Here is a 22,433-nt window from a genome sequence, read left to right as displayed (position 1 = left end):
ATGCCGCGCTAGTGCATGTGAGAAGGTGAAGGACTGCGGCTCTACAACCGGTCATGTTGGGCCGCTGGCCCGGACCCTGATGAAAGACGCGCGCAAGGACCTCATTCGTTGGGCGGGATAGAAATCCCCGTTTCTCTGACAGGTATGCCTTGCGCGGGGTCCAACCCGCTTCACATCACCGCTGGCAGTGCAAAGTGATCGTTTATCCGCTCATGATGACTATCGTTGGTCGTCGGTGTTTGGTCAGGCGCGACGACTTCACGCTGCGGCCGGTTCGTGCTTGAAATCCTCGCCGTAATTTAGCATTGCCCAAGCCATTCTCGCATTCTTGGCCGCAATCGCGACTGCCGCACGCCAGTAGCCGCGGCGTTCCACCAGGCTGCGTACCCAGTCGAGCCTGAACAATCCGGTGAGCCTTATATGGCATGGCTTTGGTGCCGAAATGGTGTTGTGGGAATTGCAGAGACCTGGCATATTGATGCGTGAATCCTGCAAATCCTGACGAGGTGCAGATGGGTCCGAAGACGCCTGTGACGGAACAAGATTTCTTCCGGCAACCGCTGCGCGAACAGATCAACCTGAAGCATCCGCTGGTGCGACTGGCCGAGCTGATCAACTGGGAGCGGCTGGACGCATCGATGAGCGAGAGCTTCGTGTCGCGCAAGGGGCGACCGGCAACGTCGCCGCGCCTGATTGCCGGGCTGCTGTATCTGCAGCACGCGTTCGACCTGTCCGACGAAGAGGTGGTCTGGCAATGGGTGGAGAACCCGTACTGGCAGGTGTTCACCGGCGAAACCTATTTGCAGACTGAGCCCCCAATCGATCCGTCGAGCCTGACGCGCTGGAGGAAGTGACTGGGCGAAGCCGGCGTTGAGGAACTGCTGGCCGAAACGATTGAGGCAGCCAAACGCGCCGGTGTGATCAAGGCGTCGAGCGTGAAGCGCGTGATCGTTGACACCACGGTCATGCAGAAAGCGATTGCCCATCCGACCGATTCACGATTGCTTGAGCGGTGCCGTGAACATCTGGTCAAGGCAGCTGCGCGGCACGGACTGAAGCTCAGGCAGAACTACAACCGCGAAGCTCCACGGCTTGCATTGCAGATCGGCCGCTACGCGCACGCGAAACAGTTCAAGAGGATGAGAAAGTCGTTGCGCACGCTGCGCTCCCGGGTCGGCCGGGTGATGCGCGATGTGGAACGGCAAGCCGCTCAGGTGGGCGACAGCGGCCGAGCGGCGCTGCTGGAATTAATTGCTCGCACGAAGCGCATCCTGTCGCAAAAGCCGAAGGACAAAAACAAGCTCTATGCGCTGCATGCGCCGGAAGTCGAGTGTCTGGCCAAGGGCAAGGCACGCACCCCTTACGAGTTCGGCGTGAAAGTGTCGATCCCGACGACCCACAAGGAAGGGCTGGTGGTCGGCATGCGCTCGATGCCGGGCAATCCGTACGATGGGCATACGCTGGCTGAAGCGCTGGAACAGGCCGGGATCCTGAGTGATGCGAAGCCCGACGTGGCAATCGTGGATCGCGGTTACAAAGGCGTCGCTGTCGACGGCGTGAAGATCTACCACCCGGGTTTGCGGCGTGGCATCACACGCACACTACGGGCGATGATCAGGCGGCGCAGCGCAATCGAACCAGCCATCGGCCACATGAAGACAGACGGAAGACTGGATCGGAACTGGCTCACAGGCGCACTGGGCGATGCGGTGCACGCGGTGCTGTGCGGCGCAGGTCACAACCTGCGGATGATCCTCAGAAAGCTGCGGCTTTTTTATGCCCTCGTTCTTATCGCTTCTTTGCTCAACCGTACCGTTGCCACTCTCTCAACAGCATGAGCTGAGCGGCTGGTAAAGCGAATTGTTCAGGGTCGACTACCCAGCGGCTGAACCGGTCCTGCTTCTCGCCGAGACTGGCGATCACGGCGCGCGCCCCGAGCACCAGCAGGCTGCGCAGGTAGGCGTCGCCTGCCTTCGTGATGCTGCCCAGCCGCGCCTTGCCGCCGCTGCGTGCTGGCCGGGCGTCAGGCCAAGCCATGCAGCCACCTGGCGACCGTTCCTGAAATCATGTCCGGCACCGATGCTCGCAAGCAATGCGCTTGCGGTGGTCGGACCGATGCCGCGCAGTAGCATGAGTCGCTTGCTGCGTTCGCCCTCACGCGCGATCTCCCTGATCGCGCGGTCGTATTCGGCCAACCGGTCCTCAATGAGGTAGCCTGATTTTTTAAGACACTCCTTTTTGATAAACTTTATCAATGGGAGCACAGATGACGAAACCAAGAACATACACACCAGAGCTTCGTGAAGAAGCTGTAAAGCTTGTGCTTGCACAGGGCCTGACGCTGGATGAAGCGGCGAAGCGAATTGCCATTCCGATGGGGACTTTGGCCACGTGGGTCAAAGCAGCCAAGCTTGGCAATGGCGCCGTGACGGCGCCAGGCAGTCGTACGGTTGCCGAATTAGAAGCCGAGGTAGCCAGACTACGTAGGGAACTGGCGGAGACCAAGATGGAGCGAGATATCGTAAAAAAAGCGGCAGCGTATTTTGCGCAGGAGTCGCTGCCAAATACGCGGTCATGAATACGATGCGACTCGATTATCCGATTGCTGTCCTGTGCCGTGCCTTTAAGGTTTCGCGCAGCGGCTTCTATGCCTGGTCTAACAGGCTGGTGAAATACCTCGTGTATTGGTCATCCGGGACGAAGGTGTAAACGTTGAACTGATGTCATCAATGAGAGCGAGATGGAACGGATGCGTGGGCCAGATGGTTTTACCGAGTCAATGTTCACGGTGTTGAAGCTGGACGATTTTGTGCCGAAGGAGCATCCGTTGCGTCCGATTCGCACATGGCTCAATGACGCGCTAAAACGCATGGACAATGTGTTCGCGCGAATGTATGAGGTTGACGCGAAAGGAGGCCGCCCGAGCATCGCGCCGGAGAAGCTGGTGCGAGCTTTGTTGCTGCAAGTGCTGTACTCAATTCGTAGCGAGCGCATGCTGGTGGAACAGATTTCCTACAACATGCTGTTCCGGTGGTTCGTCGGCCTGCCGATGGACGGGACCGTGTGGGACCACTCGACGTTCAGCAAGAACCGCGACCGGTTGCTCGAACACGACGTGCTGGTGTTGCTCTTCAACGAGACAGTCGAGACCGCGCGCGAGCGCGGGTATCTATCTGGGGAACACTTCAGCGTCGACGGCACGTTGATTCAGGCATGGGCCGGGCACAAGAGCTTTGTGCCCAAGGCAAATCCAGACGATGTTGACACGCCCCCTGACGAACCGCCCACGCCGAATGACAACTGGCACGGACAGAAACGCAGCAACGAGACGCACCTATCGACGACGGACGAGCAGGCGCGCCTGTTTCGCAAGAGCAAAGGAACCGGAGCGATGCTTTGTTATATGGGTCACGTGCTGACCGATAACCGGCACGGCCTGGTGGTCAACGCGCAGGTGACGCTGGCGACGGGCACCGCCGAGCGCGACGCGGCCGAACAGATGCTTGCCGATGCCGCGAGTGTTGCACCGCGCACCATCACGGTCGGCGCAGACAAGAACTACGACACCGCCGGCTTCGTCGGCAGTTGTCGAGCGAATCGTGTCACGCCACATGTGGCGCAAAACGATGGGCGCCCAGGAGGTTCAGCAATTGACGAGCGAACGACGCGTTGGCCGGGTTACGCGGTCAGCCAGCAAAAACGTAAGTGTATTGAGCAGGTGTTCGGATGGGGCAAGACAGTCGGGCGAATTCGACAGGCGATGTATCGGGGACTGGAACGCGTAGACCAGCTCTTCGTGCTGACTCAGGTCGGCTACAACCTGACGCGTATGCGCACACTCGCGGGTTGAGGGGGCGAGAAGGCAATGGGCAACACGATATCGTGAACGCGCGAGCAACATCGAATGCCCGAAAACACGTTCCGCTTTTCAAAAGTGCGAACCCACCACTGGACGTGATGCATCCGAACGCATCAGCGACGGGTACTTCAACGGCCTGCTAGATACTATGAGGGCAGCGAAGGCGAAGGCGGTGGAGTAAAACGGAGTCGTCATCCGTTTTCTTCGTAGGAGCACGCAAATGAACGCACCGGACATGGCCCGTGGTGGGCAAGATTCAAAGGTGATCGGCTCGCTGTATGTCGCCTTCGAGTTAGGCGATAGAAGCTGGAGGCTTGCACTGGGAGATGGAGTTCGCGCCCCGAGCCAGTGTACTGTGAGCGCAGGCGATACCGAGGCAGTCCTGAAGGCGATTGCCAAAGCAAAGGCGCGCTGCCATCTGTGCAACGACGCGCCGGTGCGCAGTTGTTATGAGGCGGGGCGTGATGGTTTCTGGCTGCACCGCTGGGCGAGCGCACATGGCATTGCCAATTTGGTGGTGGACCCTGCAAGCATCGAGGTTAGCCGGCGGGCACGGCGTGCCAAGACCGACCGGCTTGACGCTGAGAGGTTGCTGTCGATGCTCATGCGATACTACGCTGGTGAAAGGCGGCTGTGGGCGATCGCGCGCATCCCAAGCCCCGAGCAGGAAGATGAGCGCCGCGTACACCGTGAGCTCGGAAGGCTGCGGCAGGAGCGCACCGCTCACAGCAACCGGATCCGCTCGCTGCTGGTGCTGCACAATTTGCGCACGGAACACATTGGTGGGCGCACGTGGGTGGACTGGTGGGCAGCGCACGCCGCGCAGCTGCAGCCAGGTTTGCGCGCCGAAATTGAACGTGAGCTTGAGCGGCTCTCTCTTGTCGCCAGGCAGATCAGGTCGCTTGAGACAATGCAGGCTCATCAGGTGCGCGACGGCGACCAACCGGCCATCGCAGTGCTGGCACGACTGGCGGGCATCGGCACAGGCAGTGCATGGACTCTGGTCAAGGAGCTGCTCGGATGGCGGCAGTTTCGCAATCGCCGCGAACTCGCCGGCTGTCTGGGTCTGGCACCGACGCCCTATGCAAGCGGCACCAGTGAAGTCGAGCAGGGTATCAGCAAGGCGGGCAACAAGCGGGTGCGGTGGCTGATGGTGGAGCTCGCCTGGAGCTGGCTACGCTTCCAGCCGGTCAGCGAGATGAGTAAATGGTTCAACCAGCGCTTTGGCAGAGCTGGCAAGCGCTCGCGACGCATTGGCATTGTCGCGCTTGCGCGCCGTCTCGCGATCGCACTATGGCGTTATCTGGAACATGGCGAGATTCCGGCAGGAGCAAGGCTCAAAGCGGCGGCAACACCGGCGCTGTAACCTGAGCGACGACAGTCAGGCAGGATTGAAAAAGGTTCGCGTGCCCGGACAGTAAGTGGGTTGCCCTGACGGTGACCGTAGTTCTAGATGGGGTACGTTGGTAACGGAGTGGTTCCAGCGCTTTGCGCATGCGGTATGTGGTGACCGGCCTCGCGCCGGCACGGATAGAAGTTGGCCCGGGGCAATCGCCCGGATGTCAGAAACTCCGACCTCGAACGTTTTAATGACTCGCCTGATGCAAAGGATTCCAGACTGAATTCTATACGCTCAGCAAACAGCAGGTTATCCACCGCTGGTCAGCGGTTCGAGTGTTAGGATCGCGACGCTGACCAGCGGTGGATAACCTGACTCTATCAAACGGAGGCAAGACCTATTGGAAAGCTCATCGAAAAGGGGTTGACTTACCAACTCCCCATAGAAATCTTACTGTGTCACATAAGTTGTTGTGTGGTCTTTCGCTACCCAGGAAGAGTGCCATCGCCGCATGAGCCGTAGTCCAAGCAGGATGCGCAACGTAGTTATGGAATCAGGAACGTGACGTTGAGCGCGCTGGACTGCCCCGGGGGATGTAATCCGGGGGAAGGGAAGGCAGCGTGCGTTCAGCGACGTTTTTTTTACCGCGTTCATCCGAGCGCATCCTGAGTCGCTGAGCCATCAGAAACCCATATGCAGCGATACTCAGCGTGGCGTGGTGGTGAAAGCCACGCCAGCCTCGCCCTTCGTAATGGCCGAGTCCGAACTCCTGTTTCAGGTCCTGGTAGTCGCGCTCGATGCGCCAGCGCATCTTGGTTACGAACACGAGCTGCTCAAGTGTCGCCTCCTCAGGGGCGGTAGTGAAAAAGTACTTGAGTGGCTCCGCATCGACGTCAGGCCATTCAATGAGCAGCCATTCTTCGTCGCGAACGGTACTTCGCCAGTAGTCGCGATGTGCGGGACGAACCCGTACGGCGGCAAAGCGTGAGGAAAGTGCTGAGTTGCTGCCTTCCCGCCAGGTTACGGTTTGCCAGGCGTTCACGGGCAATTGCATGGCCAGTTCCTTCACCGCGAGCGGTTCGTGGCCGGGTGCACGGCGCAACAGTGTCGGCGGCTTGCCGCGCCCGCTCCAGGGTTTGGGCGGAAGTGGCGCCGTACCGCGCGCCCACACAGAGGTGCCAGGCCGGATCCCTACCGCGTACAACAAACCCAGTTCAGTGATGCCATCGCGGAAAGCGGTTTCGTCGCCGTACCCAGCATCGGCCAGCACGATGCCCGGTGCAACGCCGGATGCTATAGCCTCCCGAAGTTGGGCCAGCGCAATCTGGGGCTTGGTCTCGAAGGCCAGATCGTCGGGAATGCCCGCACGACGGGCTCGTTCCCGGTCGTCAATCCATTCCTGGGGGACATACAGCTGCCAGGCGATCGGCAGGCTGCCGCGTTGCGTCGCAATCGACAGGCTCACGGCGACCTGACAGTTGTCTTGTTTGCCGAGTTGCCCACAGTACTGACGTGTCACCCCGACCGAATGACGCCCCTTCTTTGGAAAGCCTGTGTCGTCAACGATCCAGTAGTAGCCGGTTTCTTCTGCAGCGTGCGCGTCTAACGCGGGCATCACCCATTCGTGCACCCGCTGCAAGACAGCCCGGTCAGACCATTCTGCCTTGGCCACAAAGTGGTGGAGTGACTGGTGCTTCGCACTCGCGTGAAGTGGGTCAATATGCGCGGCCATCGGTTCGACACTCTTGCGTGACAACGGCAATACCAGGCCCGAACAGTAGCCCTTGAGGCCGGCATGGCGATCGGCGTGACCCAATACCTGCGTCAGATGGTTAAGATACGAATCAAATTCGTCGACATCTTCTCTCATCGCGATCGCCCGGAGTTTGCATTATTCAATAGTACCAGGTACCACGCCACTGCGAATATTCTTTATGACACAGTCAGACTAAAGGTAAGCTGTCTCCACGTGCGCAGGTTGATGAACGCCTGAAAGTCGCCATCAAGGCTGTGCACAAGCAGAGCCGCGAGACCTATGGCACGCGACGCGTGCAGCCTGAGCTTGAGGCACAAGGCTTTATAGCCGGCCGCGACCGCATCGCTCGCCGGCGCCGAGAGCTCAATCTGCGGTGTAAGCAGAAGCGCAAATTCAAAGCCACGACGAATTCGAATCACAACTTGCCTGTCGCCGATAATCTGCTGAACCAGACGTTCGCGCCAACGCGGCCAAACGAAGCCTGGGTGACAGACATCACCTATTGTGCCACCGACGAGGGATGGCTCTACGTCGCCGGCATTAAGGACGTCTTCACCTGTGAGTTGGTTGGATACGCCATGAGTGAGCGCATGACGCAAGGACTCACGGCGCAAGCTCTGTGGCGTGCTGTGCGCAACAAACGCCCCGAGAAAGGCCTGATTCATCATTCGGACCGTGGGAGCCACAACCATCACTGTAACGTCGAACCCCAGCGTTGTATTTACGCAAAAAATGGCACGAATTTAAAGCCCGCCGCAAATGAGTACATCAATGAGTACGCTACGAAGGAAGAACAACAAAAAATCCTTTAAACTCAATATGCTATAAGACGAACATGAGTCCTCTCCTGGGCACCACAAGTAGTTCCGGCTTAAGCCGAAAGTAGTTCGAGAAACCCCGTAAGATTAATCGTCTTACGGGGTTTTTTGTCCTCTACAGATCCCTTGCGCTCCACTGACATCGACGATTTTTGCGTATACCAGATTCGGGGGCACACCCATGCCCAGACGCGTCGAACCGAAGTCAGAGCTAGCGTTCCGTGCCGCCAAAGCGCGCGCCCGTTCCTATCTTCTCGCGGATAAAAACAGACTCACCCTCAGGGTCCAGCCGAACGGCACCAAGACCTGGCTGTTCCGCTATCGACGACCTAGCACAGGCAAGGAAAACCTCCTCAGCCTCGGCCCCTACCCCGATATCACGCTCGTTGACGCGCGACGGTCGGCCACTACCGCGCGAAATCATGTACGCGAAGGAACCAATCCAGTCGAGCATCGCCGGGCGGAGTCCACGGCCCGCAAACGCGTAGCCGAAGGCGCCTTCCACCTCGTCGCGCAGCGCTGGCTCGACTTCAAACGCAAGGAATGGGCAGATGAAACCTATCGGAAGGCAGAGTTTGTTGTCCGTGAGTATCTGAATCCCGCACTCCGCAACAAGCCTATCTCTACGCTTGCGACGCCAGAGGTCAAACCGGTACTCGAAACGATCGCCTCTCACGCGCCCAACCTCGCGACCAAAGCACGGCAATATGTTGGCGGCAACGTGACAGACTTTTGCGCACGGCGTTTACTCCAGGCCACAAAAAATGCACCGAAAACAAGAGATGGCAGGATAGGCTTGCGCCGGTTTTGGGCGCCTCGGCGGCCAACGCTTGAATTCCAGAGGGTCGTCCGCGCTGCCTCCGCATCGTCATCCCGGTCGTACGCGTCGTATTCGTCGCCGACGCACTGAACAGGATGCCCAACACTGAGCCTACGCAGAACACGACAACAGGATATGGAATGAAGCTCTGACATCAATCACGTCATGTCAAAATTTTGCTCATTTAATACATGTCAAATATTTAGGATGCCAATTCGATGGGATCTTAACGTGGCGCGTTGACGGAAACCCACTCTGAACCATCACTGCGACACCCCGGCACGCGGCGCATCTAAAAAGAAAATACAGCGAAACGCGGGACAGGGTGAGAAGTTACTCAAACGGATCAACCACGCACGAACGGTAATTGAACCTCACCCCTCCAACCCTTCGACGATCGACACCTGCGCCTTGCAATGCCCTTCGCGCTTCGCCTTCGCCGACTGATATTCAGGCGAGTCGTAGCAAGCCAGCGCCGTCTCCATGTCGCTGAACTGAATGACCACGTGACGCTCGAACGGCTCCCCTTCGAGTACCTTCGACGCGCCCCCACGCGCCAGAAACACGCCCCCGAATTTCCTGAACGCGAGCGGCGCGATGTCGGTGTAGTCCTTGTACTTCACCGGGTCGAGCACGGTGACATGAGCAATCCAATAAGCAGCCATCTTTCCTCCTCCATCCTCAAAAAGTCGTTCCACCGGTAGTCGGCATTGCCCGCCAAGCCCCGTCAGCTATGGCTGAGCCGCAATTAGCGCGATTGTCCCTGACGTTGCCCCAAAACTGCGCGAGGGTTAACACGCATGGTAGGCCGTCATATGGCATACCACAATACACCACATCAATAACCGAAGCTAGGAACCTCTCCATGAGCCTGATTCGCAAATCCATCCTTCATGTCGAGACAGTCTTCGTGGACGGCGACAAAGCCGCCGCGAGGCCGCTCAAGATGATCGGCGCGGCAGCCGTCATCAAGAACCCGTGGGCAGGCCGGGGCTATGTGGAAGACCTGTCGCCGGCCATCCGCGAAATCGCGCCGCAGTTGAGCGAGCACCTCACCAAACTGATCCTCGACGAAGCCGGTTCGGGCGAAGCGGTGGAAGCGTTCGGCAAGAGCGCCATCGTCGGTCTGAGCGGTGAGATGGAACATGCGTCCGCGCTGATCCACACGCTGCACTTCGGCAACATCTATCGCTCGGCGGTCGGCGCGAAGTCGTATCTGGCGTTCAACAACACGCGCGGGACAGCCAACGCACCGCTGCTGATCCCGATGATGGACAAGAACGACGAAGGCCGTCGTTCGCACTACCTGACGCTCCAGTTCTCGATTCCCGACGCACCGGCAGCGGACGAACTGGTCATCGCAATCGGCGGCGCAACGGGCGGCCGTCCGCATCACCGCATTGGCGACCGTTATAAAGATCTGGCAGAACTCGGACATGACCTCAACAACCCTGCATCTGTCAAATAATCGCGTTGCCCACTACCTCGAACAGGGCACCGGCGAACCGCTGGTGCTGATTCACGGCGTGGGCATGCAGGCGGCGGCCTGGTATCCGCAGATCGAAGCGCTCTCGGCAGGATTCAGAGTGATTTCGGTCGATATGCCGGGTCACGGCGAAAGCTCTGCCCTTCCCGCGAACGCCGGCCTGGAGCAGTTCGTGGCGTGGGCCATCGAATTCATCGAGGCGCTGGACGCCGGCCCCGTCAATCTGGCGGGTCACTCCATGGGTTCGCTGATCGCCGCCGGCGCGGCCGTCACGCGACCCGATCTGGTGAAGCGCGTCGCCGTGCTTAACGGCGTGTATCGCCGCACTGTCGAAGCTCGTGACGCGGTGCTGCAACGCGCGGCCGAACTGCGCTCAGGCACCATCGACGTGGATACCCCGCTCAAGCGCTGGTTCAACGCCGAAGAAGCGCAACGCAGCGCCGCGCAAAAGGTCGAGTCCTGGCTGAAGTCGGTCGATCTCGCGGCCTACGCCACGGCGTACACAGCGTTCGCACGCGGTGACGAGGTGTATGCCGACGGATGGCGCACGATTGCCTGCCCGGCCCTCGTGCTCACGGGTTCGGATGATCCGAACTCGACGCCGGATATGACGCAGCGGATGGCGGGCGTTGCGCACCGCGGCCAGGCTGTCGTGATACAGGACGAGCGCCACATGGTGAATCTGACCGCTCCCGGGCAAGTCAATCGCGCCCTCCTCGCGTGGCTGAAAACTGAGCCTCTCACCGAACCGCTGACTTCAGAGGTGTGACATGACCCAAGAGACCGCCAGCATCAATCCTCGTGAATTGCGCGACGCATTCGGCGCGTTCATGACTGGCGTCACGATCGTGACCACGGTGCTCGCCGACGGCAAGCCGCTCGGCTTCACCGCGAATTCGTTCTCGTCGGTTTCGCTGGACCCCGCGTTGCTGCTTGTGAGCATCGCGAAGACGTCGAGCAATTACCAGACGTTTTCCACGCAGGGACACTTCGCGATCAACATTCTCGCGGAGAATCAGAAGGATCTGTCCAACACGTTCGCGCGGCCGAGCGACGACCGCTTTGCCGACGTGGACTGGCAACTAAGTGCGAACAAGAATCCGCTGATCGGCGAGGTAAGCGCGTGGTTCGATTGCACGACGCACGCGGTGATCGACGCCGGCGACCACGCGCTGATTGTCGGGAAGGTCGAGGCATTCCATTCGGCGGGCTATGCGGGCCTCGGCTACTACCGCGGTGGCTATTTCACGCCCGCCAAGGTATCGGCGGAAGTGATCGCCGGCCCGAAGGTTGTCGTGAGCGCGATCATCGCGCGCGACGACAAAGTGCTGCTGACGCGCGATGCCGACAACAAATGGCTTCTGCCCTCGACAGAAATCGGCAAGGAAGGTGCCGACAAGGCGCTCGCCGATCTCTTCGCCCGATACCAACCGGACGCGTCCGCGAGTTTCATTTACGCGGCGTACAACAATACCGAAACCCATTACCAGTACATCTCGTTTCTCTGCAGCGCGCCGGATGAGGCCGCCATTGCGGGCGAATTCGTGAGCCTCGACGAGATCGGCCCGAATCAGTTCGAGGACGCCGCCGTCGCCAGCATGCTCGAACGCTACCGCAAGGAAAGCCAGTTGAAGAGCTACGGCATGTACTACGGCGATCACAGCCAGGGCACCGTCCGCCCGCTTCTTTCCTGAAAGGTTACCCCATGCGTTTTTCACTTTTCGTCCACATGGAGCGCGTCTCCGACGGGACCAGCCAGAAGCAGCTTTACGACGAAATGGTCGAGCTTTGCCAGATCGCCGACCGTGGCGGCATGCACGCCGTCTGGACCGGCGAGCACCACGGCATGGACTTCACGATCGCGCCGAACCCGTTCCTCAATATCGCGGACCTCGCCAACAAGACGAAGAACGTCAGGCTGGGCACGGGCACGATCATTGCGCCGTTCTGGCATCCGATCAAGCTGGCCGGCGAAGCGGCCATGACCGACATCATCACGAACGGCCGGCTGGATCTCGGCATTGCGCGCGGCGCGTATTCGTTCGAATACGAGCGCCTGCAGCCGGGCCTCGACGCATGGGGCGCGGGTCAGCGCATGCGCGAACTGATTCCGGCGGTGAAGAAGCTGTGGGAAGGCGATTATGCGCACGAAGGCGAGTTCTGGAAATTTCCCTCGACGACGTCGTCGCCGCTGCCGCTTCAGCAGCCGCATCCGCCTATCTGGGTCGCGGCGCGCGATCCGAACAGCCACGAATTCGCGGTGGCGAACGGCTGCAACGTGCAGGTCACGCCGCTCCATTTCGGCGACGAAGAAGTCGAGAAACTCGTCGGTCACTTCAATGCGGCATGCGAGAAGTTCAGCGACATGAAGCGTCCGCAAATCATGCTGCTGCGTCACACATATGTCGCCAGTAGCGAGGACGATGCGCAAATCGCCGCCGACGAAGTGAACAGCTTCTACAACTACTTCGGCGCGTGGTTCAAGAACGAGCGGCCGGTCAGCCGCGGCATGATCAAGCCGCTGAGCAAGGAAGAGATGGCCGCTCATCCGTTCTATACGCCGGAAGCCATGCGTAAGAACAACGTGATCGGCATGCCCGAAGAAGTGATCGGTCGCCTGAAGGCTTACGAAGCACTCGGATTCAACGAGTATTCCTTCTGGATCGACACGGGTATGAGCTTCGAGCGCAAGAAGGCGTCGCTCGAACGGATGATCAAGCACGTGATGCCTGCTTTTCAGTGAGGGCGTGATTCCATGAGTTTTCATTTTCAGCTTTATATCGACGGGCAGTTCGAAGCGGGCGCCGCGACGTTCGGCAGCGTGAACCCGGCCACGGGCGAAGTGTGGGCGCAGATGCCCGAGGCGAGAACGGACGAAATCAACCGTGCCGTGGAAGCGGCGAGCCGCGCACTCGGCGATTCCGCGTGGGCCGGACTGACCGCGTCGGCGCGAGGCAAACTGCTGTACAAGCTCGCCGATCTGCTCGAAAAGGCTGCGCCGCGACTCGCTGAAATTGAAACCAACGACACCGGCAAGATCATCCGCGAGACGTCGAGCCAGATTGCTTACGTGGCGGAGTACTACCGTTATTACGCCGGTATCGCCGACAAGATCGAAGGCAGCCACATTCCCGTCGACAAGCCCGACATGCAGGTCTGGCTCGACCGTCAACCGGTTGGCGTGGTGGCCGCGATCGTGCCATGGAACAGCCAGCTCTTTCTTTCGGCGGTGAAACTCGGTCCGGCGCTTGCCGCGGGCTGCACGGTCGTGTTGAAGGCGTCCGAGGAAGCACCCGGCCCGCTGCTGGAATTCGCACGCGTGGTTCATGAAGCTGGCTTCCCGCCTGGCGTCGTCAACGTCGTCACCGGCTTTGGCGCGCAATGCGGCGCAGTGCTCAGCAGTCACCCGAAGGTGGATAAGGTGGCGTTCACCGGCGGCCCCGAGACGGCGAAGCATATCGTGTCGAACACCGCGAACAATCTTGCCAAGGTCTCGCTCGAATTGGGCGGCAAATCGCCGTTCATCGTATTCGCCGACACTGACATTCAAAGTGCGGTGAACGCGCAAGTCGCCGCTATTTTTGCGGCGAGCGGGCAAAGCTGCGTGGCGGGCTCGCGTCTGCTGATCGAGGAATCGATCAAGGACGAGTTTCTCGCATTGCTGGTGGAGCGCGTGTCACGCATTCGCATCGGCCTGCCGAACGAGATGGCGACGGAATACGGCCCGCTTTGTACCGAACGGCAATTGCGCAATATCGAATCCGTGGTCGCGAGTTCGGTGCGTCAGGGCGCGAAGGTACTGGCGGGTGGCAAAGCTATCGATCGCACCGGCTTCTACTACGCGCCCACGATTCTGGACTGCAGCGGCGTCGCGAACGCGGACAGCATCACGACGGAACTGTTCGGCCCGGTGCTTTCGGTCGATACGTTCTCGACCGAACAGGAAGCCATCGCCAAGGCAAACAGCACCGCATATGGTCTCGCGGCCGGCATCTTTACGACCAACCTCACGCGGGCCCACCGCGTGTCGAAGCGCGTTCGATCGGGCATTGTCTGGATCAACACGTATCGGGCGGTGTCGCCGCTCGTGCCGTTCGGTGGCTTCGGCATGTCGGGACATGGACGCGAAGGCGGATATGCCGCCGCGCTCGAATATACGACGACCAAATCCGTCTGGCTTCGCACCTCGGACGAACCGATCAGCGATCCTTTCGTGATGCGTTGATACGCAGAACGCGCCCCGACCTTCCGTACCGATTCGAAGCTTGAAAGGCCGTGCCTCGCCTCACGCTCCGCGTGCACGGCGCGGCGCAGCCATCGCCATAACGATGGAGACATAATGACTAACCCGGCGAACGATAAGAGCGTTCTGACGATTGAAAGCAGCTCGATCGAGTATGTTGCCCCGGAGAACCGGCACGGCAAACCTGCCGATCTGTTCACCTTGTGGTTCTGCACGAATGTCGCGCCACTCGCCGTGATTTCCGGCGCGACTTCAGTGCTGGTGTTCCACCTCGACCTGATCAGCGCGATTTTCGCCATCGTGGCAGGACAATTCTTCGGCGCGATCTTTCACGCGCTGACGTCGGCGCAAGGACCGCTCGTCGGGGTTCCGCAGATGATCCAAAGCCGCGCGCAGTTCGGCCGTTACGGTTCGCTGCTCGTAGTGGGCTTCACCACACTGATCTATCTCGGGTTCTTCGTCTCGAACATCATTCTCGCCGGCAAGACGCTGCACGCCGCGATTCCGCCGGTTCCCGTGCACATTGCGACGGTGCTCGGCGCCGTGCTCGCGACGCTGGTCGGCGTGATCGGCTATCACTTCATTCACCGCTTCAACAAGGTGGGTGCGTGGTTCATGGGCAGCGCGCTGCTGATCGGCATGATCCTGATGGCGCCGGGTCTCAACGCTAAGGTCCTACAGCAAGGCCATTTCGATCTGTCGGGCTGGTTCGCGATGTTCGGCCTCTGCGCGGTATGGCAGATCAGCTTCGCACCGTACACGTCCGACTATTCGCGTTACATGCCGAGCTCGACAGGTTTCGTCAAAACGTTTGCCTTCACCTATTTCGGCACGTCGCTCGGTACGATCTTCGCATTCGTGTTCGGCGTGATCGCCGTCAGCACCGGTCATGCAACCGACGCGATGGAGGCGCTCCGCACGCAAACCGGCATGTTCGGCTACGTGCTGATTTTTCTGTTCCTCGTGAATATCATCGGCCATAACGGCATGAATCTGTATGGCGCGGTGCTGTCGTTCATTACTGCCGCGCAGACGTTCCGTCCTCACTGGGTGCCGGGCCGCAATGTACGCGTGATCGTTTCGGCGATTCTGCTGGTGGGATGCACCGCGACCGCGTTGTGGGCGTCGAGCAATTTCATCGCCATCTTCCTGAACGCGATCTTTGCAATGCGTATCGTGCTTGCACCGTGGATTGCGATCAATCTAGTCGATTTCTACCTGATCAACAAACGTCACTATCACGTCTCCGAGATCATCAGCAGCAGCGGCGGCATGTACGGCTCGTTCAACGTGACGGCTATCGCGCTGTACGTGTTCGGCATTGCCGTTCAGGTGCCGTTCATGGAAGAAAGCTTCTTCCACGGCCCCTGGGCTTCGCTGCTCGGCGGTGCCGACGTTTCGTGGATGGTCGGCCTCGTTGCGACAGCACTCGCATACTACCTGCTCGCCCCGCGCAACGATTCGCGCTCTCCGCGACGCGCACCGACAGGCGTCACTGCTTCAGAGTAATCGCCGCCGCTAGGGCATGTGATGCGGCAGGCGACACAAAGCGGGCTCGTTATTGCAACGAGCCCGCTTCACTTTGGCGCTACACCGATTGAATATTGCGCGGCACCACCAGCACGGCGATTGCCGCCAGCAGCCCCGCCACCGCGAACACAAAAAAATTCCACGCCAGCATCACGTCCCATTGCCCGAGCACACCGCCAATCAGCGGCCCGACATCATGACGGGAAAAAGCGCGACGACGCGGATCGTCACCGGCAGCGGTATCTGCACCGCGGCGCCGGCGCCGGACGGATCGGGCGCCGCGCCGTGTAACCCCGCGACGCCCGACTTGTTGTTGGTGGATGACCATGTATTCATAATCGAGCGTCCCCTTTTTTCAATGCCTTATACGGATCAAACCGCGAGGCACAGATATTTGATAACCAGGTAATCGTCGATGCCGTAGTGCGATCCTTCGCGCCCCATACCGGACTGCTTCACGCCGCCGAACGGCGCCACCTCGTTCGAGATCAGGCCCGTGTTCACGCCGACCATGCCGTATTCCAGCGCCTCCGCGACTTTCCAGATGCGGCCGATATCGCGACTGTAGAAATACGACGCGAGACCGAACTCGGTGTCGTTCGCGAGACCGATCACCTCATCGTCGTCGTGGAAGCGGAATAGCGGCGCGAGCGGGCCGAATGTTTCGTCTCTGGCAACCTGCATCGCCGGCGTGACGTCCCGCAGCACCGTCGGTTCGAAAAAACCATGGCCGAGCGCGTGACGCTTGCCGCCCGTGACAACGGACGCGCCCTTCGCCAGTGCGTCCGCAATGTGCGCTTCGACTTTTTGCACGGCCGCCTCATTGATCAGCGGACCTTGCGTGACATCGGGATCAGTGCCGCGTCCCACCTTCAGCAGTTTGACCGCTGCCGCGAGCTTTTCGGCGAACTGGTCGTACACCGCGTCGTGCACATAGAAGCGATTCGTGCAGACACACGTTTGACCGCTGTTGCGATATTTCGAGGCAATTGCGCCTTGCACGGCGGCGTCGATATCCGCGTCTTCGAATACGATAAACGGCGCATTACCGCCGAGTTCGAGCGACACTTTCTTGACCGTGGACGCGCACTGGCTCATCAGCAGACGCCCCACCGGCGTCGATCCCGTGAATGAGAGTTTGCGCACGACAGGGTTCGACGTCAGCTCGGACCCAATCGCTTTCGGGTCACCCGTCACGATGTTGAATACACCCGGCGGCACGCCCGCGCGCTGCGCCAGTACCGCAAGAGCAAGCGCCGAAAACGGCGTGGCTTCGGCGGGTTTAACGACAATCGTGCAACCGGCCGCAAGCGCGGGACCGACCTTGCGCGTAATCATCGCGGCCGGAAAATTCCACGGTGTAATCGCGGCGCACACACCCACCGGCTCTTTCACCACGACAATGCGTTTGTCGCTGGCAGGTGTCGGAATCGTGTCGCCGTAGACGCGCTTGCCTTCTTCGGCGAACCATTCGAAGAACGACGCTGCGTAGCCGACTTCTCCTCGCGCTTCCGCGAGCGACTTGCCCTGCTCCGTCGAAAGAATCAGCGCGAGGTCATCGGCGTTTTCCATCATCAGGTCGTGCCATTTGCGCAGGATCGCGCCGCGCTCCCTGGCGGTCTTCTTGCGCCATGCTGGCCACGCGGCATTCGCCGCTTCGATCGCGTGACGCGTTTCGCCCGCACCCATCAGCGGAACAGTGCCGACGATCTCGCCCGAGGCGGGATCGCGAACCTCGAACGTTTCCGTGTTCGTAGCGCCTTGCCATTCGCCGTTGATGTACGCCTGCTGTCGAAACAGCAGCGGATCGTTCAAACGGGTTGCCCATTCCATAACTCTTCCTGAAGGTGGTTGCAAAAACAACGATGCGCGGCGCGACACTAATCGAGTCCGCGCGATATCAAGTCCGGATAAAGCATGCTTTCAGCAGGTGAAGTACGTGACGTGAATCACCCCGCGCGTTTCAGGCTCAGGTGCTCCTGTCCTTCGACCAGCAAGGTCCCCGCGATGTCGGCCACCCGCCTCACATGCATGACGGCGGCGCTATGCGCGGCGGCTTCGTCCGCCACGCGGATGGCGGCCAGAATCTGCCGCATTTCCTGTACCGCCTGAGTGCCGCGGTCGTCGGACGCAATGGTCATCGCTCGCAGACGGTTGATGCGCGCGGTCAACGACTGCACGATTTCCCACGCCACGTGTTTGTGCCCCGCCGTGAACATGCACTCGTAGAACGCCGTCGTGAAGGCCCGTACCGCGCGCAGATCCTGATCGTGAAAAGCAAGTGCAATCCTGTCGATCAAAGCCGCCAGTTCCTCGACGCTGGCCGGGTCGGCCAACCGCGCGCAGGCGGCCGCCGCTTCGCCTTCCAGCAGGCCACGGATTTCATAGATCTCCGTGGCGGTCTGCGGGTCGAGCACGGCAACAATGGGCCCCTGATTCGGCAAGGTGTCGACGAGCCCTTCCGTTTCCAGATGACGCAGCACCTCGCGCACCACTGTGCGGCTCACGCCCAGTTCTTCACACAGAGCCCGCTCCACCAGCCGGTCGCCAGGCTGGAAGCGGGAATCCAGAATGGCGCTGCGCATTTTTTCGAGTGCGAGTTCTCTGAGCGTCGTCGTGCGGCGTTCAACTTTCAGTGACGAGGTTGGCTCGGGCATCACCGTACCCGCTCAAGCCTGTGCGAACAGGCGCGTGTCGCGCGAGTCCCAGTCGATCCACGCCTGCGTGCCGATAACGATCCCGCTATCGCGGTGATCGCCGGCCGCCATGCGCACCGACATGTCCTGTTCCCACGGCGTGGTCACGGAGTAATGCATGGCGTCACCGAGATACGTGATGTCGCGCACGGTCACCGGCAAGCCTGCTGTTTTCTGCGACTGATCGACCGCGCGAATGCGGATCTGCTCGGGACGGACCATTAACGTACCGTCGCCGCCCACCGGCAACGCGGCGTTGTCGGTCGCCGCGGTTGCGTGGCCGCTAGGAAACACCGCGCTCGATTGCGCGGCATCGCGTGAAGTGATTCGAACCGGCAGAAAATTCGAATTGCCGATGAAGTTGGCCACGAAGCGCGACGCGGGATTCGCATACAGTTCCTCGCCGGTTCCGCACTGTTCGATGCAACCTTTGTTGAACACTGCAATGCGGTCCGACAGACGCAGCGCCTCTTCCTGATCGTGTGTCACGTAAAGAATGGTCACGCCGGTCTCCTGATGGATGCGGCGCAGTTCGAGCTGGATTTCCTCGCGCAGTTTCTTGTCGAGCGCGGACAGCGGTTCATCCATCAGCAACACGGGCGGGTCGTACGCCAACGCGCGCGCAATCGCCACGCGCTGCTGCTGGCCGCCGGAAAGCTGCGCCGGCATGCGGTCGCGAAACTCCGACAGATGCACCAGCGCCAGCATCTGTTCGACTTTCTTCGCGATTTCGGCTTCCGGGCGGTGACGCACGCGCAACGGGAAACCAATGTTCTGCCCGACCGTCAGATGCGGAAACAGCGTATAGCGCTGAAACACCATGCCGATGTTGCGTTTGTTGGGTGCAACCGAGAGCAGCGGTTTACCGTCGAGCAGCACGCGCCCTTCGGTCGGCTCCTGAAAGCCCGCCACGATATAGAGCGTCGTGCTCTTGCCCGAACCCGACGGTCCGAGGAAGGTCATGAACTCGCCCTTGCGCACGTCGAGCGAAACCTGGTCGATGGCGACGACGTTGTCGTAGGTTTTGCGCAGGCGCTGGATTTGCAGGAATGTCATGATGGTCACCTCGGTTATCGGACACGGCGCAGCACGGCGCCTGCCAGCATCAGAACGGTCGTCAATGCCACGAGCAGCGAGGACGCTGCCGCGACGACGGGCGTCAGGTCCTGCCGCAGCGTCGCCCAGATACGCACGGGCAACGTCTGCAAGGTCGGACTCGACATGAAGATCGACACCACCACTTCGTCCCACGAAGCGAGGAACGCGAAGATCGCGGCGGCAAAGAGACCGAGCCGGATGGCCGGCAAGGTCACGCGCAGCTTCACCTGGAGCGGCGACGCTCCGCAGATCAACGCGGCGTCTTCCAGTGCGGTATCGAAGCTCTGCAACGAATTGCTGATCGAAATGATCGAGAACGGCAACGCGATGATCAGATGGCCGATCACGAAGCCGGTCATGGTGCCGTTCAGACCGATACGCAGAAAGAACGCATAGAGCGCCACCGCCAGCACCACCACGGGCAGCACCATCGGCGTGAGAAAGAAGCCTTTGATCGCATCGCGTCCGCGAAACTTGCCGCGTACGAGCGCAAGCGACGTGAGAAAGCCAATGAATACCGACAGCACGGTAACGATCACCGCGAGTTTCACGCTGGTAAGCAGCGAGTCGAGCCAGCCTGGATCCGTGAACAACTGGCGATACCACTCCAGCGTCCAGCCCGGCGCCGGAAAAATCAGCCATTGCGAATCGCCGAACGACAACGCGACGATAAATAGAATGGGCAGCAGAAGGAACAGTGCGACGGCTGCGCCGATTGCCAGCAGCGCCCAGCGCAGCGCACCTAAACGGTCGAAATCGAGCAACATGTCAGCGGCCTCCAGCAGCCGCACGCGCGCCGCCCGTAAAGCGCAATTGCAGCGCGTAGAGAAGGAGCGTCACGGCAAGCAACACGAACGCAGCGGCGCCTGCCAGACCCCAGTTCAACATTTGCTGCACGAGTTGCGCGACCAGTTCGGCGAGCATCATGTATTGCGCGCCGCCGAGCAGAGCGGGCGTCACGAAATAGCCGAGCGCCATGACAAACACCATCAGTGCGCCCGAGGCGATGCCCGGCATGGCGAGCGGCACGAGAATGCGCCAGAAGGCTTGCCAGCGGCTCGCACCGCAGACGGCCGCGGCACGCAGTGTCGAAGGATCGATGCTGCGCAGCGTCGCATGCAGCGGCATGACGAGGAACGGTAGCATGATGTACGTCATGCCGATCGTCACGCCGACCAGGTTGTTCACCAGCGCGAGCGGTTCGTGGATCAGACCGATCGCCATCAACATGCGATTGATCGGACCGGTCGACTGAAGCAGCACCATCCACGCGAACGTGCGCGCCAGCAGGTTCGTCCACATCGACAGCAACAGGATGGAAAACAGCAGCGAACTGAGCCGGCGCGGCGCGATGGCGAGCAGCCAGGCGGTCGGAAAACCAATTGCGACCGTCACCACCGTCACGACGGTCGCGACGAGAAACGTATTGCCGAAAACGCGCAGATAAGTCGACGAGCCGAGCAGTTGCTGATAGTTCTGGAGCCCCAGTGTCGGCTCCAGAATGCTGCGCAACAGAAGCGAAAGCACCGGCAGCATGAAGAAAATCACGAGCAGCAGAAGCGCCGGTATGAGCAGCCGCATATTGCGCCAGTCGCGATGACGGCGCGGGGACGTCGCCGGCGGATGCGCGACGGTACTCAGAACGTTGGGCATGGTGTCTCCTGCTTTTTCCGGTTACTGCGATGCGCCTGCTGCGTGCCTCTCGCGAGACACGCCGGTTTCGCTAACGCTTATTTCGATTGCCACGCGTACCAGCGTTTCGCGATCGCGTCGCGGTTGTCCGCCCAGTACTTCATGTCGAGGTTGATCTGCGAGGCCTTGTACTGGTCCGGCATCGTCTTCGCGACCGCCGGCGGCATCATCGCGGCGGACTTCAGGTTGATCGGCGCGTAGCCCGTGTCCTGCGCGAACTTCGCCTGCGCCTGCGGACTCGTCGCGGCGGCGAGAAATTTCATCGCCTCGGCCTTATGCTTCGCACCCTTCGGAACCACGAGCATGTCGGCCGCCGTCAGGTTTTGATTCCACGAAATGCCGACCGACACGCCCGTCTGTTCGAGCGCATGCAGGCGGCCGTTCCAGAACATGCCGATAGGCGCCTCGCCCGAGGCAAGCAACTGCTGCGACTGCGCGCCACCGCTCCACCACACGACGTCGCTCTTGATCGTGTCGAGCTTCTTGAAGGCACGGTCGAGATCGAGCGGATAAAGTTTGTCCGGCTGCACGCCGTCGGCCAGCAACGCGATTTCGAGCACGCCCGGTGCGGACCATTTGTAGAGCGTGCGCTTGCCGGGGAATTTCTTCGTGTCGAACAGATCCGCCCAGTTCTGCGGTTGCGCGCCTTTGAAGGCCGATTTGTTGAAGCCGAGCACGAACGAGTAATAGAAGCTGCCCACGGCATGCGTGTTGGAGAAGCGCGGATCGAGTTCGTCCTTCTTGACCACGTTGTAGTCGATCGGCTCGACCAGACCGGCTTTTTGCGCGGCAAAGGCGAAGTCGCCTTCCACGTCCACGACGTCCCAGTTGACGTTGCCGCTATCCACCATGGCCTTGAGCTTGCCGTAGTCGGTCGGGCCGTCCATCAGCACGTTGATGCCGCTGGATTGGCTGAACGGCTGCGCCCAGTCTTTCTGCTGCGACGACTGCGTCGTACCGCCCCAGCTCGTGAAAACGATGGGATCGGCGGCAAGAGCCGGCGCCGACACGAACGCCGCCGCGCCTAGCGCGATCAGCGTGGAAATCGTCAAACTGGAAATGCGGGCCATGTTGTCTCCTTGGAAGCGGTTCTTGT

At 60.4% G+C, this 22,433-nt stretch carries 19 protein-coding genes and 4 pseudogenes; 12 read left to right on the top strand and 11 right to left on the bottom strand.

Going from position 1 to position 22,433, the window contains the following annotated elements; translation table 11 throughout:
• Positions 1 to 258: 258 nt before the first annotated feature.
• Positions 259 to 390 (bottom strand): annotated as a pseudogene (locus B0G83_RS24560) (IS110 family transposase); the annotation flags it as partial.
• Positions 391 to 512: 122 nt separating this feature from the next.
• Between B0G83_RS24560 and B0G83_RS24555 the strand changes: the two are divergent.
• Positions 513 to 1,838, top strand: a pseudogene (locus B0G83_RS24555) (IS5 family transposase).
• Between the two features lie 37 nt (positions 1,839 to 1,875).
• Here the strand turns inward: B0G83_RS24555 and B0G83_RS24550 are convergent.
• Positions 1,876 to 2,207, bottom strand: a pseudogene (locus B0G83_RS24550) (transposase); the annotation flags it as partial.
• A 59-nt stretch (positions 2,208 to 2,266) separates the two neighbouring features.
• Between B0G83_RS24550 and B0G83_RS24545 the strand changes: the two are divergent.
• From B0G83_RS24545 to B0G83_RS24535, 3 genes are all read left to right on the top strand, one after another.
• Entirely contained in the window at positions 2,267 to 2,578 is a 312-nt protein-coding gene (locus B0G83_RS24545) for a transposase (RefSeq protein WP_181157060.1), read from the top strand.
• Between the two features lie 171 nt (positions 2,579 to 2,749).
• Positions 2,750 to 3,850, top strand: a complete 1,101-nt coding sequence (locus B0G83_RS24540) for an IS5 family transposase (protein ID WP_105510007.1) — start codon at positions 2,750 to 2,752, stop codon at positions 3,848 to 3,850.
• Positions 3,851 to 4,079: 229 nt separating this feature from the next.
• Positions 4,080 to 5,225: an IS110 family transposase gene (locus B0G83_RS24535; protein WP_105509987.1), complete on the top strand. Its 1,146-nt coding sequence runs from the start codon at positions 4,080 to 4,082 to the stop codon at positions 5,223 to 5,225.
• A gap of 526 nt (positions 5,226 to 5,751) precedes the next feature.
• On the opposite strand, the gene B0G83_RS24530 is transcribed toward B0G83_RS24535, so the two are convergent.
• The gene (locus tag B0G83_RS24530; protein ID WP_105509986.1) at positions 5,752 to 7,068 is read right to left on the bottom strand and encodes an IS701 family transposase; all 1,317 of its coding nucleotides are present in this window, start codon (positions 7,066 to 7,068) and stop codon (positions 5,752 to 5,754) included.
• A 92-nt stretch (positions 7,069 to 7,160) separates the two neighbouring features.
• Between B0G83_RS24530 and B0G83_RS24525 the strand changes: the two are divergent.
• Both B0G83_RS24525 and B0G83_RS24520 read left to right on the top strand, forming a co-directional pair.
• Positions 7,161 to 7,637, top strand: a pseudogene (locus B0G83_RS24525) (IS3 family transposase); the annotation flags it as partial.
• 316 nt (positions 7,638 to 7,953) lie between these two features.
• The gene (locus B0G83_RS24520) at positions 7,954 to 8,682 is read left to right on the top strand and encodes an integrase arm-type DNA-binding domain-containing protein (RefSeq protein WP_258168183.1); all 729 of its coding nucleotides are present in this window, start codon (positions 7,954 to 7,956) and stop codon (positions 8,680 to 8,682) included.
• 284 nt (positions 8,683 to 8,966) lie between these two features.
• Here B0G83_RS24520 and B0G83_RS24515 read toward each other — a convergent pair whose 3' ends face one another.
• Positions 8,967 to 9,257, bottom strand: a complete 291-nt coding sequence (locus B0G83_RS24515) for a DUF1330 domain-containing protein (protein WP_105509985.1) — start codon at positions 9,255 to 9,257, stop codon at positions 8,967 to 8,969.
• Positions 9,258 to 9,457: 200 nt separating this feature from the next.
• On the opposite strand from B0G83_RS24515, the gene B0G83_RS24510 reads away from it, so the two are divergent.
• The 6 genes from B0G83_RS24510 (at position 9,458) to B0G83_RS24485 (ending at position 15,830) form a co-directional block, all read left to right on the top strand.
• Positions 9,458 to 10,060, top strand: a complete 603-nt coding sequence (locus B0G83_RS24510) for an amino acid synthesis family protein (protein ID WP_105509984.1) — start codon at positions 9,458 to 9,460, stop codon at positions 10,058 to 10,060.
• Entirely contained in the window at positions 10,029 to 10,847 is an 819-nt protein-coding gene (locus B0G83_RS24505) for an alpha/beta fold hydrolase (RefSeq protein ID WP_105509983.1), read from the top strand. Before B0G83_RS24510 ends, B0G83_RS24505 begins: the two co-directional genes overlap by 32 nt.
• A gap of 1 nt (position 10,848) precedes the next feature.
• Positions 10,849 to 11,772: a flavin reductase gene (locus B0G83_RS24500; RefSeq protein WP_105509982.1), complete on the top strand. Its 924-nt coding sequence runs from the start codon at positions 10,849 to 10,851 to the stop codon at positions 11,770 to 11,772.
• Positions 11,773 to 11,783: 11 nt separating this feature from the next.
• Positions 11,784 to 12,821 (top strand): LLM class flavin-dependent oxidoreductase, encoded by a 1,038-nt coding sequence (locus B0G83_RS24495; RefSeq protein WP_105509981.1) that lies wholly within the window; start codon positions 11,784 to 11,786, stop codon positions 12,819 to 12,821.
• 12 nt (positions 12,822 to 12,833) lie between these two features.
• The gene (locus tag B0G83_RS24490) at positions 12,834 to 14,303 is read left to right on the top strand and encodes an aldehyde dehydrogenase (protein ID WP_105509980.1); all 1,470 of its coding nucleotides are present in this window, start codon (positions 12,834 to 12,836) and stop codon (positions 14,301 to 14,303) included.
• A 114-nt stretch (positions 14,304 to 14,417) separates the two neighbouring features.
• On the top strand, positions 14,418 to 15,830 hold the full coding sequence (locus B0G83_RS24485) for a cytosine permease (protein WP_105509979.1): 1,413 nt from the start codon (positions 14,418 to 14,420) through the stop codon (positions 15,828 to 15,830).
• A 201-nt stretch (positions 15,831 to 16,031) separates the two neighbouring features.
• On the opposite strand, the gene B0G83_RS38720 is transcribed toward B0G83_RS24485, so the two are convergent.
• The 7 genes from B0G83_RS38720 to B0G83_RS24455 all read right to left on the bottom strand — a co-directional run bounded on the left by B0G83_RS38720 (position 16,032) and on the right by B0G83_RS24455 (position 22,407).
• Positions 16,032 to 16,187, bottom strand: coding sequence for a hypothetical protein (locus B0G83_RS38720; protein WP_181157057.1), 156 nt, complete (start codon positions 16,185 to 16,187; stop codon positions 16,032 to 16,034).
• Between the two features lie 36 nt (positions 16,188 to 16,223).
• Positions 16,224 to 17,684 carry an NADP-dependent succinate-semialdehyde dehydrogenase gene (gene gabD / locus B0G83_RS24480; RefSeq protein ID WP_105509978.1) on the bottom strand — a complete coding sequence of 487 codons (1,461 nt, stop codon included), beginning with the start codon at positions 17,682 to 17,684 and terminating at the stop codon, positions 16,224 to 16,226.
• A gap of 116 nt (positions 17,685 to 17,800) precedes the next feature.
• Positions 17,801 to 18,508: a GntR family transcriptional regulator gene (locus B0G83_RS24475; RefSeq protein WP_105509977.1), complete on the bottom strand. Its 708-nt coding sequence runs from the start codon at positions 18,506 to 18,508 to the stop codon at positions 17,801 to 17,803.
• Between the two features lie 12 nt (positions 18,509 to 18,520).
• Positions 18,521 to 19,603, bottom strand: coding sequence for an ABC transporter ATP-binding protein (locus B0G83_RS24470; protein ID WP_105509976.1), 1,083 nt, complete (start codon positions 19,601 to 19,603; stop codon positions 18,521 to 18,523).
• Positions 19,604 to 19,617: 14 nt separating this feature from the next.
• Entirely contained in the window at positions 19,618 to 20,412 is a 795-nt protein-coding gene (locus B0G83_RS24465) for an ABC transporter permease (protein WP_105510006.1), read from the bottom strand.
• A 1-nt stretch (position 20,413) separates the two neighbouring features.
• Positions 20,414 to 21,298 carry an ABC transporter permease gene (locus tag B0G83_RS24460; RefSeq protein WP_105509975.1) on the bottom strand — a complete coding sequence of 295 codons (885 nt, stop codon included), beginning with the start codon at positions 21,296 to 21,298 and terminating at the stop codon, positions 20,414 to 20,416.
• 77 nt (positions 21,299 to 21,375) lie between these two features.
• Positions 21,376 to 22,407: an ABC transporter substrate-binding protein gene (locus B0G83_RS24455; protein WP_105509974.1), complete on the bottom strand. Its 1,032-nt coding sequence runs from the start codon at positions 22,405 to 22,407 to the stop codon at positions 21,376 to 21,378.
• Between the last annotated feature and the right edge of the window lie 26 nt (positions 22,408 to 22,433).

Origin of the sequence: Paraburkholderia sp. BL21I4N1, from assembly GCF_002973525.1 — a bacterium.
Classification (GTDB): Bacteria; Pseudomonadota; Gammaproteobacteria; order Burkholderiales; family Burkholderiaceae; genus Paraburkholderia.
This window is presented reverse-complemented; position numbering and strand designations above follow the sequence as displayed.

Bases quoted from the DNA above. Each gene is read 5' to 3' on its own strand.
- B0G83_RS24545 (WP_181157060.1), top strand. From the start codon at position 2,267: ATGACGAAACCAAGAACATACACACCAGAGCTTCGTGAAGAAGCTGTA.
- B0G83_RS24540 (WP_105510007.1), top strand. From the start codon at position 2,750: ATGCGTGGGCCAGATGGTTTTACCGAGTCAATGTTCACGGTGTTGAAG.
- B0G83_RS24535 (WP_105509987.1), top strand. From the start codon at position 4,080: ATGAACGCACCGGACATGGCCCGTGGTGGGCAAGATTCAAAGGTGATC.
- B0G83_RS24530 (WP_105509986.1), bottom strand. From the start codon at position 7,068: ATGAGAGAAGATGTCGACGAATTTGATTCGTATCTTAACCATCTGACG.
- B0G83_RS24520 (WP_258168183.1), top strand. From the start codon at position 7,954: ATGCCCAGACGCGTCGAACCGAAGTCAGAGCTAGCGTTCCGTGCCGCC.
- B0G83_RS24515 (WP_105509985.1), bottom strand. From the start codon at position 9,257: ATGGCTGCTTATTGGATTGCTCATGTCACCGTGCTCGACCCGGTGAAG.
- B0G83_RS24510 (WP_105509984.1), top strand. From the start codon at position 9,458: ATGAGCCTGATTCGCAAATCCATCCTTCATGTCGAGACAGTCTTCGTG.
- B0G83_RS24505 (WP_105509983.1), top strand. From the start codon at position 10,029: ATGACCTCAACAACCCTGCATCTGTCAAATAATCGCGTTGCCCACTAC.
- B0G83_RS24500 (WP_105509982.1), top strand. From the start codon at position 10,849: ATGACCCAAGAGACCGCCAGCATCAATCCTCGTGAATTGCGCGACGCA.
- B0G83_RS24495 (WP_105509981.1), top strand. From the start codon at position 11,784: ATGCGTTTTTCACTTTTCGTCCACATGGAGCGCGTCTCCGACGGGACC.
- B0G83_RS24490 (WP_105509980.1), top strand. From the start codon at position 12,834: ATGAGTTTTCATTTTCAGCTTTATATCGACGGGCAGTTCGAAGCGGGC.
- B0G83_RS24485 (WP_105509979.1), top strand. From the start codon at position 14,418: ATGACTAACCCGGCGAACGATAAGAGCGTTCTGACGATTGAAAGCAGC.
- B0G83_RS38720 (WP_181157057.1), bottom strand. From the start codon at position 16,187: ATGAATACATGGTCATCCACCAACAACAAGTCGGGCGTCGCGGGGTTA.
- gabD (WP_105509978.1), bottom strand. From the start codon at position 17,684: ATGGAATGGGCAACCCGTTTGAACGATCCGCTGCTGTTTCGACAGCAG.
- B0G83_RS24475 (WP_105509977.1), bottom strand. From the start codon at position 18,508: ATGCCCGAGCCAACCTCGTCACTGAAAGTTGAACGCCGCACGACGACG.
- B0G83_RS24470 (WP_105509976.1), bottom strand. From the start codon at position 19,603: ATGACATTCCTGCAAATCCAGCGCCTGCGCAAAACCTACGACAACGTC.
- B0G83_RS24465 (WP_105510006.1), bottom strand. From the start codon at position 20,412: ATGTTGCTCGATTTCGACCGTTTAGGTGCGCTGCGCTGGGCGCTGCTG.
- B0G83_RS24460 (WP_105509975.1), bottom strand. From the start codon at position 21,298: ATGCCCAACGTTCTGAGTACCGTCGCGCATCCGCCGGCGACGTCCCCG.
- B0G83_RS24455 (WP_105509974.1), bottom strand. From the start codon at position 22,407: ATGGCCCGCATTTCCAGTTTGACGATTTCCACGCTGATCGCGCTAGGC.